Genomic DNA, 14,998 nt, shown 5'->3' with positions numbered 1-14,998 from the left:
TTTAACATCGGCTTTTGCCGTCTTGGCGCAGATGCTGAAACCCGCGTTAGCGCCGACCGATCAAGAGCCCGATCAGTAAACCCACGCCGGCAACGATGCCCAGATTCCGCCACGGGCTTTCCCGCACGTAATCATCCGCCATTCTCGATACTTGCCTGCCTTTATTGAAAAACGCAGTTTCTGCATCAGCCATCCTGGCTTTAATCGTATCTACGGTATCCGACGCCTTAGTCCGCACTTTCACTATCTCGGCTCCGCGCTGGTGAGCGGTAGCCCTGATCAAGGCATCCACATCCGACAGTACCACATTGAGATCGGCCACCAGTTGCTGCCCGGCGCTAGCGGGGCTATTCCCTTTATCATGTAAGTCGACATTATTCATAGCGATTTACTCCATATCAGAATGTGTAAACACACATAAGTATGGATTAAAGGCAGTCGCAAGTATGTACGGTCTGACACGTAGTAAAATCCTGGCGGAATAATAAAACTACTGCCAAGAATCAATCGCTTGCAAACGCCTGGCAGGCACTCTGCATACCAGGCTGCAGCTGCGGGCCTAAAACAGGTCCGCCTGCGCGGCTGGCGGTGCGGCCAATAAGGCAGGCAGGTCAATCTCGAAAATTCCCAGCTTTCCCGGACATGGCATCAGCGGCAGCGGCCTGGCCTTCTCAAACAGGAAACCGAAATACTCCTGATGCACACCGCCGAAGTGCACGCGCTGCTCACGGCTGATGCCTTGCGGCAGCTCGCCGGGGCGGCAGCAAAGCACCAGGTTGGCGATGCCGACCACGCCACCGAGGCCGAGCTTATCCCGGTCAGGGATAGGAACATCCGTATGGGTTTTGATGTAGCGGTAATACTCTTCATAGAGGCCTTTGCTGGCATGGATCAGAATCGGCCCGCGATACTGGGTGCCCCAGCTGCGGTCATCCACCAGCTGATAGCCATTGGCAATCAGCCATGCATAAGGCTGTTTGAGCGAAAGCGCTTTTGTCATGCCTGAGGGTAGCGATAAAGACATGGCGAATGCTTACCAGTGTGCCGCAACCTGGCCGAAGTCAATGTCTGCGGCTTGTATCCGGTACTTTAGACTGCTATCCAGAAACTGCATATCCAGAACGATATTCAAGGGAGGTAAAAAAGATGGTGCCGGATGTCGGAATCGAACTGACGACCTTCGCATTACAAGTGCGCTGCTCTACCAACTGAGCTAATCCGGCAGGGTACTGATTAAGTACTGGACTGATGTACTTAACTGGGTGCGCATTATACCTAAATTATTCATAAAGTGTGCTATTTAAGACTTTAAGCGATCATTTGTTTGCTGTCCATGATGATTGCATCTGCATATAAACTTCCGGCAAAGCAGAACCGGAACAAATCAAAGCCAAACTAAATTCTGCAACAAGCGCCGCGTAAAGCTGTCCTATTTCAGTCAGGCAGCTTTATAATTTGAACTGTATCCGTGCTACAGGAGAAGCCAAAATGAACACGCTACCCGCTGTCAAAGGCATTCTATTCGACCTGGATGGTGTACTCTTTGTTAGCTCTACCCCGATTGAAGGAGCCATCCAGGCGATTGCAGATATACGGGCCAGCGGCATTCCATGCCGCTTTGTTACCAATACCAGCACCTTATCACTTTCATCCCTGCATCAGAAAATCAGCCGGCTCGGTTTCGCCATTCCCGAACATGAGATCATCAGCGCCCCTCAGGCCACCCAGCTTTACCTCAAGGGGCTTAAAGACCCGGTCTGCCGTTTTTTACTGGCAGATGACGTAAAAAAAGATTTTGGCGGATTCCGCCAATCTGACACGGAAGCAGACCACATCATCGTAGGCGATATTGGCGATGCCTGGTCTTACCAGCTGCTCAATGAAGTTTTCAGCTGCCTGGTGCGCGGCGCAAAACTGATTGCCATCCATAAAAACCGCTTCTGGCAGACCGAGCATGGCCTGCAAATGGATATCGGCGGATTTATCGATGGCCTGGAATACGCCAGCGGCACGAAAGCCATGATTATCGGAAAACCTTCTATCGATTTTTTCCAGATCGCTTTGAACCATATGGGGCTGAATGCGCACGAGGTTGCCATGGTAGGCGACGATATCGATGTGGACATCGGAGGTGCGCAGAATGCCGGCCTGAAAGGGATCCTGGTCAGAACCGGCAAGTACCGCCAAAGCTACGCTGAGCAATCTGCCGTAATTCCGGACCTCACGATTGATTCAGTTGCAGAACTGCCTGGCCAGTTAAATAAGCAGTCCTGAAGATAGCAAGCGCTTACTTAGAGCGCATCTGGGAATAAGAGGCTTTCAAAACCCTGAAAGATGAGCCAAGCAGCATCACTGACAACACCAATCCCACTGCGATGTCAGCCCACCCCAGGTTCGTGATCCATACCAGGATTGAAGCAACCATGATGGCAACATTATTCAATATATCGTTTCTGGAGCATTCCCAGACAGAACGCATATTGATGTCCTGTTCCCGGTATTTTGTAAGCAAAAAATAACAGCTGAAGTTCAGCAGCAACGCGACGAATGCAACAGCACCCATCGTTTCAAAAACAGGTACCGTGTTATCAATCAGGTGCAGCACAACCTGGCTTAACACGAAAAGCGCACCCAGCAGTATCAGGCAGCCTTTAACAAAGGCAACCTTTGCTTTCACCTGATTGCTTTTATATACGACATATAAACTTAATGCATATGTGACAGCATCACCAAAATCATCAATGCTCTCGGACATCAGGCCGGTTGAGTTTGCAGCCCAGCCGTAAAAAGCCGTCAGGCAGAACAGAAAGATATTGATCAGCAATACAATCTTTAGAATTTTAGACTGTTTCACTTTCATGGCTTCCAGTGCGCAGGCTTTATTCTCACAGCAATCGGCCATTTCAACATTCCCCACATTTAAACCAGACCATTCATCATACACCGCAATCAGACGGATGCCATGGCTTAAAGCCCAATGCAGGAACCAGCAGTATACCCATCCGCTGTTTAATGATTTTACTTAGCCTGCATTCATGATCGGCAATAGTGCCGCTGAGAACATGAAGTTCATAATGCAGTCATACATACACGACAACCTGTCGTTGTAACAGGTCAACAGCAAGGAGAATATTATGTGGACAAAACCAGCAGCGACTGAAATGCGCTTCGGTTTCGAAGTGACCATGTACGTAATGAACAAATAATTATTGTTCACGTACTATCAAAAGCCTGGCACTTGCCGGGCTTTTTTGTTTGATGCCGCGCCAGCTTTGCTTAAAGTTTCCCCCATCCGGACTTTCTTAAACGTACCAGTAGCTTAGCGCCTGTTTCCCCATGCACCCCACAGCGTTATCCACAGAAACTGTGGAAGGCAGGCCCTGGCCGGATACTGACTGGCTCCGCGATGCTTTCGCTATATGCCGAAACAGCCGCTGCGCTAACCCTCAAGCCTTACCCAAAGGTTCAAATGCCGCGCCGGCCTGCGTACCTTCCATGCCGGCAACTAGCGCAAGCAAGTGCTGGTTCAGCTCCGCCAGGGTTGTCGGACTAAGACGCATGAGGGCATCCGGCAGCATACCGCGATGTGGCAGCGGCGCTTTTTCCAGGGTGGCGCGGCCTTGCTCCGTGAGCATGACATGAACCACCCTGCGGTCACTGGTGCTCTTGACCTTTTCGATATATCCCTCTGACCCCAGCTTGTCCAGCAGATTGCTGGCGGTAGACTGGTGGATCGACATGCGGTTTGCCAGCTCGGTCACGGTCAATTTGTCGGTCTCCGCTACCTCGGCCAGCGCCCACAATGATGCTCCGCCGACACCGGCAACTTTCTCGATCTCATGAAAATGACGGTTGGCCGACTTGAATATGATTCGAAACAATTTCAGTACATCAAGTGCTGAATTTCTGGGGCTGGCACTGCCTTGGATTTTATTCATAATGAATTTAATTTCTTAATGTGCGTCTTAGGATAAAACCTGCTGCGATGCAATCCTGCCGTCCGTGCAATGGCAACCCCGGTCAACACTTGATATATCAGAACTCTGCGGATATGACGCCCGCGGCACATCAGTTTCAGGCTGCATCAGATCGTGATTGATTGTATTGCGACGAATGCATTTGTACAATAGTATATAAATACATTTGTACAAAAATATATACAAGGGGATCGGTATGCATCCAATAACGTGATGCAGCGTTTTATGTTTTATTTAAAAAAGGATCGATATGTCTAAAGCACTGATTATTTCTGATGAACTTAACTTGACCAATCAGCTGGATACCAGCTTCAGAAACATCGGATGGACAACGGAAGGCATCAGCCTGCTGGCAATGCTGAAGCGGGGCAGCGAATTCCTGCTGGATAAATGTTGCACGATACTGGTTGTTGATACGGATTTGATCTGGTTTGGCGGCTTAAGCGAAGAAATGGACGCCTTCATCAAAAACTTTGCCAGGAACACGCCGCTTTACCTGATATTCAAAGGTGAATATGAACCGATATTCGACAATTGGGTTAAACACGCCAAAAAAGTTTTTAACGCCGCCATGCACCCGCAAAATGCACAGCGCGCCATAGAAGATATTATTCTTTTTGAAACGGGCTCCGTTCCCGCTCCCCGATAAACCCCTTTAATCACCATGGCCGGATGCAGCCTAAGGCCGCTCCGGCTATGGTGCCATTTGCGATTAAAAACCCGGAACCGGGCTCACTGGTTTTTAATCGCCACAGCCATGAACACACAAACGATTTGATGAGGCATTGATACCACTGATGAGTAATTTATTATTAATATGCGCAGACGCTGCCATAAGCGACAATATCATCCACAAAATGAGCGATGAATACACGATATGGCATGTAGCACACCGGCATGACGCTATGGCATGGCTGAAAGACCGGCAGCCTGAGTCCATCATTATGGATCTGGATTTACTGGGGGATACTGCGCATGATGTGCTTGACCAGATCAATGAATCCACATCTGACAATTGCACCTTGATTATTGGCTTATGTGAAAGCCCGGAGCCTATTGCGCCTGCGCTGGCACAAAGGTTGGACCAGCTGGTGCTGCACCATTCCATATAGGTCTGACTGTCCATAAGGGGGCTTGGTAGACCATCCCCCTTAACCCTTAACAAAACCTTATATTGGCGTAGACAGCTTCAAACCGATAATTCCGGCAAAAATGAGCGCCAGACTCAGCACCCTGCCAGCGTTAACGGCTTCGGAAAATAAGAATATGCCGCAGATTGCGGTGCCGATTGCGCCGATTCCAACCCAAACAGCATAGGCGGTGCCCACCGGCAGTGATTTCATTGCAACGCCCAGCAGCCCTACACTCAGTACCATGGCCAGCACTGTACCGCATGTCGGCCAGAATTTCGTAAAACCGTACGTGTACTTCAAACCTACTGCCCATACGACTTCCAGCAGCCCGGCTGCAACCAGAATAGCCCAACTCATAAAAAAACACCTCTCAACAATATTGGGTCGTCCCTAAAGATAAGCTTACCGGCGGGGTCGTCCCCGCCTGCATTGAAGTTTAGCACCATAAGCCGCATGCCGCCAATGTCCGGCATGCCTCGGTGTACGCAGCCTGACCTGCCGCATATTGCCGGCGCCGCTAGCTTTGCCGATTTAATTTGGCCGAACGCATCTGTTCAGACTGACTGAGCTTGCTTACCCAGACATCCGCGGGGTCTGGCCTGCTATATAAATAGCCTTGGTGCAGCACCTCTGCCCTGGCGTTCAGGAATGCGGCCTGCTCGATGGTTTCCACACCCTCGGCCACAACGCCCAGCTTCATATGCCTGGCGATCGCCAGCACGGATTCGACCAGTGCGGCATCGTCCGGGTCTGTCGGTGCATCCTGCACAAATGTTTTATCAATCTTTAACTCATGGATCGGCAGGCGTTTTAAATGGCTGAGCGAAGAATAGCCGGTACCGAAATCATCCAGCGAGAAGTGAATGCCCAGTGCTGTCAGCTCCAGCATTTTGGCGATCACATCATTCACGTTATGAATCAGCAGGCTCTCGGTGATTTCAAGCTTAAGATGCGTAGGGTCAGCCCCGGTATCGGAAAGAATCTGCTTCACATTTGAAACGAACCCGGCTTTCCGGAAATGCCTGGGGCTGATATTAACCGAAATACTGATCGGCCGATGATAGGTTTCATTACTGGCCAGGACTTTACACGCCTCTGTAAGCACCCACGCATCAACATCCGCAATCAGGTCCGTTTCTTCCGCAACAGCAATAAACATTGAAGGCAGGACACGCCCCCGCGTTGGGTGCTGCCAGCGCACCAGCGCCTCTGCCCCCATGACCGCGCCTGATGCATTCACCTGCGATTGCAGATAAAGCCTTAACTCACCTGCCGTAATCGCCTTGCGCAACTCGCGCTCGATCTGGAATTTCTGCTCCACATGGCTTGCCATCGTCTGCTCAAACAGCGTCGTCTGGTTACCGCCATCATGTCGTGCCTGGTGCATTGCCGTATCGGCGCGGCGCAATATATCTCCCGCATTGTCTCCATCCGCCTTGGGAAACGTCGCGATCCCGATGCTGGTCGAAATGAAAACCTCATCCTTCCCGAGATAAACCGGGAACTTAAGCGCGGTGTGAATCTTGTTGGCCATATTGAGCGCAAACACATCAATATCCCGGGATTTTTCGAATACGCCATTCAACAGCACTGAAAACTCGCCGGCCGTATTCCTGGCCAAGGTATATTCAGGATCAATCACCGTTGCAAGCCTGTCTGCCAATGCACAAAGCAGCATATCGCCGGCGGCATGTCCGCGTGCATCGTTAATTGTTTTGAAGCGATCAATGCTAAATAGTATCAGTGCGCCCTGACGCTCAGGCGTTTTACATGTTCCTAAACAGCGGTTGATATTCTCAACCTGGAATAACCGGTTGGGGAGTGCCGTCACAGAGTCGTAATAGGCCAGGCGATGCAGATCACGCCTTACATCTTCTTTCTCATCATAATCCTGGAACAGCAGGCAAACCAGCAAGGTCGCCACCGGATAGATCAATAAAACCGTAGGGCCCAGCGCCATCGCGACTTTGATGCCACTCATGCCCGGCAGCAGCAGGAAAAGCAGCAGCACGATCACATGTACCGTAAAACCGGACACGAACAACTGCAACAGGCTGAAATTGATTTTAGATTTTCTCCGGTAGCAATAACAGCACACACCCAGCGCGGCAGAAACGGTGATAACGGTCATGCCGACATAAACACCGACACCACCGAGCCATATCCGGTAAGCGCCGATAACTGAGGCGCTGATAATCGCAACGACCGGCCCGCCAAACAGGCCCGCGACAAATAATATGATCGAGCGCCCATCGAATATGATGCCATCAGCGTAATGGAGCGGCGTCATCATACCGATCAGCCCTACAATGCCGAATATCAGCCCGAACACGAGTCTTTGCGACACGGCGTCGACCTTATACCTTGACACCGTGATTTTGAAAAGCATGGTCAGCACAACTAATAATGAAACATTATTAATCAGTTCTATAAGAAACATATGCCCCCTGCTACCGAATCTAGTATGCGATACATAATAGCGTAATATGCCATGAGAATAATGACCGACAGCTACATAAAAATACCGTTTCTGCCGGCAGATCCATATTGCAAAAAAACCGAATTTCAAAAACAGCTATCACGGACAGACTGACTAGAGGTAATATCCAACTGCTCAGTGACTGATCGCAGACGGCCATTGTGCAGCAATCACTCTAAACAATTAACACATATTGATATTCGAATCCGGCATGGTCACATCCGCAGTTATTCTAGTTATCTCATTTTCTATAGCATTGATCATGAGCGGCATATTATTCGTGATTGCCCGCAATTACCCCAAGAGCATTCATGGCCTGAGCCAATGGTATCAGTCCTCCTTTCTCCTGGCGCTTTCGCTGCCCTTATTCCTGGCTAGAGGCCATATCCCGGATCTGTTAAGTATCGTTCTGGCCAATCTGCTGATCCTGCTTTGCTTCATGATGATGAACTCCGGCACCCGGAAATTCGCAGGCGCCGGTGCATATAACATCAAACTGATGCTCTTGTTCGTCTGCGTATATATCCTGCTATTCGCATGGTTTACCTATATACAGCCCAATATCGCAATCAGGGTTGTCTGTTTAAGTCTATTTACGCTTGTGGTCACGGTTGACCAACTCGTTCTGGTATTGAAAAAGCTCCCGGACACTACAGGCAGGAACATGCTGATCCTTGCATTGGCAGGCATGATCATCACCAGGATAATCCGCGTCGCGAGCCTGGCACTGGGTTACGACGCCCCCGCCAGCGTACTTGACTCATCAATCTCGCAGCTCATCTTCCTGGCCACGCCGGCAGTCATGATTCCACTGGCGACCATCAGCTACATCACGCTGGCTACTGAAAAGCTGCATCAGGACCTCGAATACATGAGCCATCATGATGATTTAACAGGCTGCTTGAATAAAAAGACCGCAACCCGGGAGCTGGAAAAAGAAATCAGCCGCGCACGGCGCTATCATCAAACTTTCTCAATCATGATGATTGATCTGGATAACTTTAAAAATATCAATGATACTTACGGCCACCTGGAAGGGGACAAAGTGCTCGTTGATTTCGCACAGAAAGCCAAAGCCGCCATACGGGAAACCGACCAGATAAGCCGCTTTGGCGGTGATGAGTTCCTGATCATCCTGCCCAACACATCGATCAAAGAAGCTTTGTTTTCATCGGAGCGCATCCATCTTGCCGCCAGCGCCCCCAATCGCAGCGGTTGGTCAGCCAGCATTGGCATTGCCGAGTGGCAAGGCCACAACGACTCATTGGATGCCTTATTGAACAGGGCCGATAAATCGCTTTACCTTTCTAAAAAACTCGGTAAGAATCAAACGCAAACTGACAGCCTGCCGTACTCAGGGCATGCACTTTAATGCATGGCAGAACGTAGCGCACATCATTTCAAGAATGGATACTGATTGAGTAACTTGTTAGCCGAGAAACTTGTGATTGCCGTTTCGTCACGCGCCTTGTTCGACCTGGATGAGAGTCACGCCATCTTTGAGAACGCAGGCGTGGATGCCTACTGCCGGCACCAGATCGACCATGAAGACGTACCGCTCAAACCTGGCGTCGCCTTTAACCTGGTCAAGAAACTACTCGCACTTAACACGGTCGACCCGGCCAACCCGCGGGTAGAAGTGATCCTGCTGTCACGCAACAGTGCCGATACCGGTTTGAGGATCTTTAATTCCATCCAGCATCATCAGCTTGATATCGGGCGTGCCGCATTTACCAAAGGTGCCAGCACAGACCGCTATATCCCGGCTTTTGGCGCCCACCTGTTCCTTTCCGCCAACCCGGATGACGTACGCAAGGCGCTTGAAGCCGGGTTTGCAGCGGCAACCATCATGTCATCAACCGGTGCGGAGGTGATGGATGCGACACACCCATCGCAATTACGCATCGCTTTTGATGGGGATGCGGTACTGTTCTCGGATGAATCCGAACGCATTTACAAGCAAAGCGGCCTTGATGCATTTCAGGACAACGAAGCACAGGCCGCCAAACAGCCTTTATTAGGCGGGCCATTCAAGAATTTTCTGGCGATGCTGCACCAGATCCAGCTGGATTACCCGGAAAACGCATCACCGATACGCACCGCGCTGATTACGGCACGCGCCGCACCTGCACATGAACGCGTCATACGCACCTTGCGCGCATGGAACATCCGGATTGATGAAGCCCTGTTTCTGGGCGGGAAAGACAAAGGCGTATTTCTTAAAGCATTCGGTGCAGATATTTTCTTTGATGACCAGCGCAAACACTGCGACTCGGCACGCCAGCATGTAGCCACCGGGCATGTGCCGCATGGCGTTGCAAACGAACCGGAAAAACCGAAGGCGGCAAAAGAATAGCCCGACGCGCCTATTGGCAATTAACGGATGTTTCAGACATAAAAAAAGGAGCCTGAGCTCCTTTTTTTACTGATGGACTCTGCCGCCCATCATTCAAACCAGGTTAAATTAAACTTGGTTAAATCTGGTCGGCGTGGAGAGATTCGAACTCCCGACATCCTGCTCCCAAAGCAGGCGCGCTACCAGGCTACGCTACACGCCGAAGGCCGGCAATATACTGCTAACAGGCCTGTCAGTCAACAGCGCTCTTGAGTTAATCGAAAAAATAATATGCCTTATCCATCGATTGCATGATAGGTTGCCTGAAATAGTGCTTTAATAACGATTAAATCCACACTGCCAAAATAGATTAATTTCAGAAAATTGACGCGCATCAATTTATATTGCATACGGCCTCACTAATATGACATTACAGTAGTTCATATTCATCAATTTATTCCGTTCACTGGTCTTTTATTTGGATGAAATAAATAAAAACAGAAAGAGGAAATCATGAAAAAGATTAGACTATTTGCTTTGGGAGCAGCACTGTGCATGACTGGCCTGACCCAGGCGGCGCCAGCACCTAAAGCCGCCGGCAGTAAAATCTCCGGTCAGGAAATCGCGATACTGACCGATGCGCCTGCAGTGCCTCCGCGCATTACCAGAAAACATGCGGCCAAAGTGATCGTGAACCTGGAGGTCAAAGAAGTGGAAGGCCGCCTGGCTGATGGCGTCAGTTATACCTTCTGGACTTTCGGCGGCAAAGTGCCGGGGAAATTCATCCGCATCCGCGAGGGGGATGAAGTGGAATTTCACCTGAACAACCATCCGGACAACAAAATGCCGCACAATATTGACCTGCATGCGGTCACCGGCCCCGGTGGCGGCGCGGCAGCATCCCTGACGGCGCCAGGCCATAGCTCGGTATTTTCATTCAAGGCACTCAACCCGGGCCTGTACGTTTACCACTGCGCTACCGCACCGGTAGCCATGCACGTGGCTAACGGCATGTACGGCCTGATTCTGGTCGAGCCTAAAGCAGGCATGTCTAAAGTTGACCATGAGTTCTATGTGATGCAGGGCGATTTCTACACCCAGGGCAAAAACGGCGAGCAAGGTTTACAGCCATTCAGCATGGTCAAAGCGATTGAAGAAGAACCTGAATATGTCGTATTTAACGGTGCAGCTGGTTCATTAACCGGTGACAATGCCCTGAAAGCCAAGAAAGGCGACACTGTGCGGCTGTTTGTCGGCGTGGGCGGCCCTAACCTGACCTCATCTTTCCACGTCATCGGCGAGATATTTGACAAGGTCCATCACGAAGGCAACACCGCCAGCCCCGCCAAAAACATACAGACCACGATGATTCCTGCCGGCGGTGCCGCTTATATGGAGTTCAAGGTGAATGTACCCGGTACATACATCATGGTGGATCACTCACTCACCAGGGCATTCAACAAAGGGGCTTTAGGCATGCTTAAAGTCTCCGGCGATGAAGACAAGGCTATCTACTCCGGCAAGATGACTGATGAAGTATACCTGCCGGAGGGCACCAGCATGAGAAACACCGTAGCATCCCAGGCACAGGCACCGACAGCCAAGACCAAAGCGGATCGCGTGAAACTGGGCGAGGGCATCTACAACACCAACTGTGCCGCCTGCCATCAGACTTCCGGCGCAGGCGTACCGCAGGCATTCCCGCCACTGGCTAAGTCAGACTATCTGTCAGGCAGCACAGCACCGGCTATCAAAGCGGTTACCGGCGGCCTGCAAGGCAAGCTGGTAGTAAACGGCAATGAGTATAACGGTGTGATGCCTTCATGGAGCCTGAACGATGAGGAAGTCGCCAATGTCCTGACCTATATCTACAATAACTGGGGCAACGGCGGTGATGAAGTCACGCCGGAAGATGTAAAAAAACACCGTATCAACCCCGTGAAACATGAAGACTAGGCAGCCAACCTTCATATCCGCGCTGATACTGTCTACCGCCCTCATCTCGACGGCGGCAGTATCAGCAGAAGATATGGTGCTGGTTCCGGAGGGGAGCTTTACGCCGTTCTTCCTGAAAAAAGACAATGCGAACAGCAGTTCAGCCGCAGCACAAGCCATCAACGCGTTCTGGCTGGATGCCACCCCGGTGACCAACCGCAAGTTCCAGGCATTTGTAAACAAACACCCGGCCTGGCATAAATCGAATATCAGGAAGATTTTCACCGACTCGCATTACCTTGCACATTGGCAGAATACGCAAGGCTCGGCCGATACGGCAGACCTCGACAAACCGGTGGTGAATGTGTCCTGGTTCGCGGCAGAGGCATACTGTGAAGCGCAGGATAAACGCCTGCCTTCAACCGATGAATGGGAATACGCCCTGACCGATAACGGCCGCGATCAGGAAAACCTGCAGAAACAGATCATCAACTGGTATTCGGTGCCCAACCAGGAGTTACCGGCAGTCGGATCTAAACCGGCCAACGGCTTTGGCATATTCGATCTCGTGGGTTTGATATGGGAATGGACGGCCGATTTCAACAGCTATATGGCACCACCGGATTCAAGAAACTCCGGTGACAAAAACCTGTTTTGCGGCAGCGGCAGCCTTAACGCCAGCAATCTCGGCGATTATGCCGCTTTCATGAGATACTCATACCGGGAAAGCCTGAAAGGCAACTTTACAGGCAGAAACCTGGGATTCCGTTGCGCAAAGGATGCAAAATGAAAACGAATCTAAAACATCAATTACTGTTATCGCTATTATTCGCATGCAGTGCCTTGTCAGGCCGTTTCCAGGCATTCGCCGAAGACCACGAACACCATCATCACGAAACTTCCCTTGCAACGCCAGACCCTGCAACCGTAAGCACTGACTCCGTGTTCAATATCACCGATAGCTGGACTGCCGCAGACGGCAAGACTTTCCAGCTTGGGCAGCTAGGTGGCAAACCGACCGTCGTGGCAATGGTCTACACTTCATGCCAGTATGTGTGCCCGCTCACGGTGCAGAACATCAAGCGCATCGAACGCGCGCTCCCTGCGGCACAGGCCGGCAAAGTAAACTTTGCCTTATTCTCGTTTGATCCGCAGCGTGATACCCCGGCAAAGCTCGCGGAATTTGCAAAGCTGCATGCCATCACTTCGCCATCCTGGGTATTGGCACAGGGCAGCGAAAGCGCCGTGCGCAAACTGGCGGTCACGCTGGGCATCAAATATAAAAAAGTACAGTCCGGGGATTATGAACACGATGCCACGATTTCCATCCTGGACAGCAAAGGCGTGGTCAGATTCCAGTCGAACGCGATGAACAAAGATATCCATGACGCTACAGAAGCACTGAAAGCATTACTGCATTAAAGGCCGGCAAAGATAATGACCCTGATTGTTAACCAACTGAACACTGATGAACAGCGCATCTACAAAGCACTGCAAACCGTGATAGACCCCGAAATAGGCGAAAACCTGATCGACCTCGGCCTGGTTTATGGCATTCAAATCCATGGCCATACCGCCACGGTCACCTTCACCATGACTTCATACGCCTGCCCGATGTCCGAGATGGTGATTGAAAACATCGAAGACGCGGTCAGTAAAGCGCTCAGCGAGGGTATGGCGCTTGACCTGCATTTAGTATGGGATCCGGCATGGGAGCCCGCGATGATGTGCGAACAGGCAAAACAGCGGCTGGGCTGGGATTGATTCAGCTGTGGATAGTCAAAACACCAAAATGCTGGTTAATCCTGGAAAAATGAGACCTCGTCATACCAGCGCAGGCTGGTATGACGAAATTGTGATATTTTGAGGTAAAAGTTCTCGTAATTTATTCCTGACAGTAATGCGCGAAGGCAGGAATGACGCACCATTAGACAAAGTTTGGTTTGAGAAAGTAACTTAAGCAAAATAACTTAAATCCAACAACCTTGCTGATAGTATCTCGTTATGAAAACCAATCTTGCAGTGCGTTACCGCATTCCCATGCTGATGGCAGGTTTTATCAGCCTGGTGTCCGGCATGTATATCGGCCTTGCCCGCCTTGGCTGGCAGCTGCCATTACCATCGGCACAGTTTGCGCTGCATGGGCCGCTCATGGTGTGCGGCTTTCTGGGTACGGTCATATGCCTGGAGCGTGCCGTTGCAATAGGTGAGCGCTGGGCATACCTCGCGCCGCTGGCATCTGCCTGCGCGGTGCTTTTATTAATCACAGAGGTATTCATTACAGGTGCCGCCCCATCCGCAGGCGCTGCACTGGCCGCGACAGCCAGCACGATTCTGGTCATGGTTTCCATCAAGATATTTCTCAGGCAGCGCGAACTATTCACCTTCACATTGCTGCTCGCAGCGCTATGCTGGTGCCTGGGCTGCGTTTTGTGGCTTTATGGCTTTAATCCGGCACAAGTAATGCCTTGGTGGATGGGCTTCCTGGTGATCACGATTGTCGGCGAGCGTCTTGAGTTATCAAGATTCATGCGCCCCACTTACGGCAGCAAGATTTTATTTGTGTTAGCTCTGTTGCTGTTTTTTGCTGGTGCCAGCTTTGCATCGCTCGGCGCATGGCCAGACTTCCAATTGCTTGCGGCCTCACTTATCCTGATGACATTGTGGCTGATACGCAACGATATAGTACGCCACACCATAAAACAGCAGGGGCTCACACGCTATATCGCTGCAGCGTTGATCTGCGGCTATGCATGGCTGCTGGTCGCGGGCATTATTGGCGTCAGCCTGCCGCAGCTGTACGCCGGGTCGAGTTACGATGCCTTTAGCCATGCCATATTCGTGGGTTTTGTATTTTCAATGATATTCGGCCATGCGCCAATGATCTTTCCGGCCATCTCGAAACTGAAGATACCTTACCGCCCCAGCTTTTACCTGCCGCTGATATTACTGCAGGTTTCCGTGCTGCTCAGGTTAAGCGGTGACTTCCTGTATGCGGCAAACCTGCGCAAAGCCGGTGGAGTGCTGCATGCAGTGACTATCATGCTTTTCATACTGGTACTTGCCGTCAGCATTATCCGCAATAAAAATAAATCTATGTGATTCGCGCTGGTTTCATTGCATAATCAAGGCTACGTTT

The 14,998-nt window shown here is 50.8% G+C and carries 17 protein-coding genes and 2 tRNA genes; 11 read left to right on the top strand and 8 right to left on the bottom strand.

All coding sequences use genetic code 11. From position 1 onward, the window contains the following. Positions 1 to 46 precede the first annotated feature (46 nt). From GQ51_RS09105 to GQ51_RS09095, 3 genes are all read right to left on the bottom strand, one after another. Positions 47 to 382 carry a DUF883 family protein gene (locus GQ51_RS09105; protein ID WP_047552212.1) on the bottom strand — a complete coding sequence of 112 codons (336 nt, stop codon included), beginning with the start codon at positions 380 to 382 and terminating at the stop codon, positions 47 to 49. Between the two features lie 177 nt (positions 383 to 559). Then, positions 560 to 1,024 (bottom strand): ASCH domain-containing protein, encoded by a 465-nt coding sequence (locus GQ51_RS09100; protein WP_047552211.1) that lies wholly within the window; start codon positions 1,022 to 1,024, stop codon positions 560 to 562. A 123-nt stretch (positions 1,025 to 1,147) separates the two neighbouring features. Further along, positions 1,148 to 1,223: transfer RNA gene (locus GQ51_RS09095), tRNA-Thr, on the bottom strand. Between the two features lie 265 nt (positions 1,224 to 1,488). Between GQ51_RS09095 and GQ51_RS09090 the strand changes: the two genes are divergently transcribed. Further along, a complete protein-coding gene (locus GQ51_RS09090) occupies positions 1,489 to 2,274 on the top strand; it encodes a TIGR01458 family HAD-type hydrolase (protein WP_047552210.1) in 786 nt (261 codons plus the stop codon). Positions 2,275 to 2,287: 13 nt separating this feature from the next. On the opposite strand, the gene GQ51_RS09085 is transcribed toward GQ51_RS09090, so the two are convergent. Next, positions 2,288 to 2,902 (bottom strand): cation diffusion facilitator family transporter, encoded by a 615-nt coding sequence (locus tag GQ51_RS09085; protein ID WP_047552209.1) that lies wholly within the window; start codon positions 2,900 to 2,902, stop codon positions 2,288 to 2,290. 232 nt (positions 2,903 to 3,134) lie between these two features. On the opposite strand from GQ51_RS09085, the gene pqqA reads away from it, so the two are divergent. Continuing rightward, positions 3,135 to 3,206 (top strand): pyrroloquinoline quinone precursor peptide PqqA, encoded by a 72-nt coding sequence (gene pqqA / locus GQ51_RS12615; RefSeq protein ID WP_081624291.1) that lies wholly within the window; start codon positions 3,135 to 3,137, stop codon positions 3,204 to 3,206. 240 nt (positions 3,207 to 3,446) lie between these two features. Here the strand turns inward: pqqA and GQ51_RS09080 are convergent, their stop codons facing one another. Next, on the bottom strand, positions 3,447 to 3,938 hold the full coding sequence (locus GQ51_RS09080) for a MarR family winged helix-turn-helix transcriptional regulator (protein WP_047552208.1): 492 nt from the start codon (positions 3,936 to 3,938) through the stop codon (positions 3,447 to 3,449). A 289-nt stretch (positions 3,939 to 4,227) separates the two neighbouring features. Here GQ51_RS09080 and GQ51_RS09075 point away from each other — a divergent pair, with 289 nt between their 5' ends. Next, entirely contained in the window at positions 4,228 to 4,626 is a 399-nt protein-coding gene (locus GQ51_RS09075) for a hypothetical protein (RefSeq protein WP_047552207.1), read from the top strand. Positions 4,627 to 4,834: 208 nt separating this feature from the next. Beyond that, complete coding sequence (locus tag GQ51_RS09070) at positions 4,835 to 5,089, top strand: hypothetical protein (RefSeq protein ID WP_152604130.1); 255 nt, start codon at positions 4,835 to 4,837, stop codon at positions 5,087 to 5,089. Between the two features lie 57 nt (positions 5,090 to 5,146). On the opposite strand, the gene sugE is transcribed toward GQ51_RS09070, so the two are convergent. Both sugE and GQ51_RS09060 read right to left on the bottom strand, forming a co-directional pair. Further along, the gene (gene sugE / locus GQ51_RS09065) at positions 5,147 to 5,467 is read right to left on the bottom strand and encodes a quaternary ammonium compound efflux SMR transporter SugE (RefSeq protein WP_047552205.1); all 321 of its coding nucleotides are present in this window, start codon (positions 5,465 to 5,467) and stop codon (positions 5,147 to 5,149) included. Positions 5,468 to 5,627: 160 nt separating this feature from the next. Further along, positions 5,628 to 7,550 carry an EAL domain-containing protein gene (locus GQ51_RS09060; RefSeq protein WP_052177786.1) on the bottom strand — a complete coding sequence of 641 codons (1,923 nt, stop codon included), beginning with the start codon at positions 7,548 to 7,550 and terminating at the stop codon, positions 5,628 to 5,630. Positions 7,551 to 7,851: 301 nt separating this feature from the next. On the opposite strand from GQ51_RS09060, the gene GQ51_RS09055 reads away from it, so the two are divergent. Both GQ51_RS09055 and GQ51_RS09050 read left to right on the top strand, forming a co-directional pair. Next, a complete protein-coding gene (locus GQ51_RS09055) occupies positions 7,852 to 8,961 on the top strand; it encodes a GGDEF domain-containing protein (protein WP_235276204.1) in 1,110 nt (369 codons plus the stop codon). 45 nt (positions 8,962 to 9,006) lie between these two features. Then, complete coding sequence (locus GQ51_RS09050; protein WP_047552204.1) at positions 9,007 to 9,945, top strand: 5'-nucleotidase; 939 nt, start codon at positions 9,007 to 9,009, stop codon at positions 9,943 to 9,945. 125 nt (positions 9,946 to 10,070) lie between these two features. Here the strand turns inward: GQ51_RS09050 and GQ51_RS09045 are convergent. Continuing rightward, positions 10,071 to 10,147 (bottom strand) — tRNA-Pro (locus GQ51_RS09045). Positions 10,148 to 10,437: 290 nt separating this feature from the next. Between GQ51_RS09045 and nirK the strand changes: the two genes are divergently transcribed. The 5 genes from nirK to GQ51_RS09020 all read left to right on the top strand — a co-directional run bounded on the left by nirK (position 10,438) and on the right by GQ51_RS09020 (position 14,961). Further along, on the top strand, positions 10,438 to 11,880 hold the full coding sequence (gene nirK / locus GQ51_RS09040) for a copper-containing nitrite reductase (RefSeq protein WP_047552203.1): 1,443 nt from the start codon (positions 10,438 to 10,440) through the stop codon (positions 11,878 to 11,880). Then, positions 11,870 to 12,649: a formylglycine-generating enzyme family protein gene (locus GQ51_RS09035; RefSeq protein ID WP_047552202.1), complete on the top strand. Its 780-nt coding sequence runs from the start codon at positions 11,870 to 11,872 to the stop codon at positions 12,647 to 12,649. The genes nirK and GQ51_RS09035 overlap by 11 nt, the downstream gene beginning before the upstream one ends. Beyond that, entirely contained in the window at positions 12,646 to 13,281 is a 636-nt protein-coding gene (locus GQ51_RS09030) for an SCO family protein (protein ID WP_047552201.1), read from the top strand. Before GQ51_RS09035 ends, GQ51_RS09030 begins: the two co-directional genes overlap by 4 nt. 15 nt (positions 13,282 to 13,296) lie before the next feature. Beyond that, on the top strand, positions 13,297 to 13,623 hold the full coding sequence (locus GQ51_RS09025; protein ID WP_047552200.1) for a metal-sulfur cluster assembly factor: 327 nt from the start codon (positions 13,297 to 13,299) through the stop codon (positions 13,621 to 13,623). Positions 13,624 to 13,863: 240 nt separating this feature from the next. Then, positions 13,864 to 14,961, top strand: a complete 1,098-nt coding sequence (locus tag GQ51_RS09020) for a hypothetical protein (protein ID WP_047552199.1) — start codon at positions 13,864 to 13,866, stop codon at positions 14,959 to 14,961. Positions 14,962 to 14,998 lie beyond the last annotated feature (37 nt).

The sequence above is a fragment of the Methylotenera sp. G11 genome (assembly GCF_000799735.1).
Classification (GTDB): Bacteria; Pseudomonadota; Gammaproteobacteria; order Burkholderiales; family Methylophilaceae; genus Methylotenera.
This window is presented reverse-complemented; position numbering and strand designations above follow the sequence as displayed.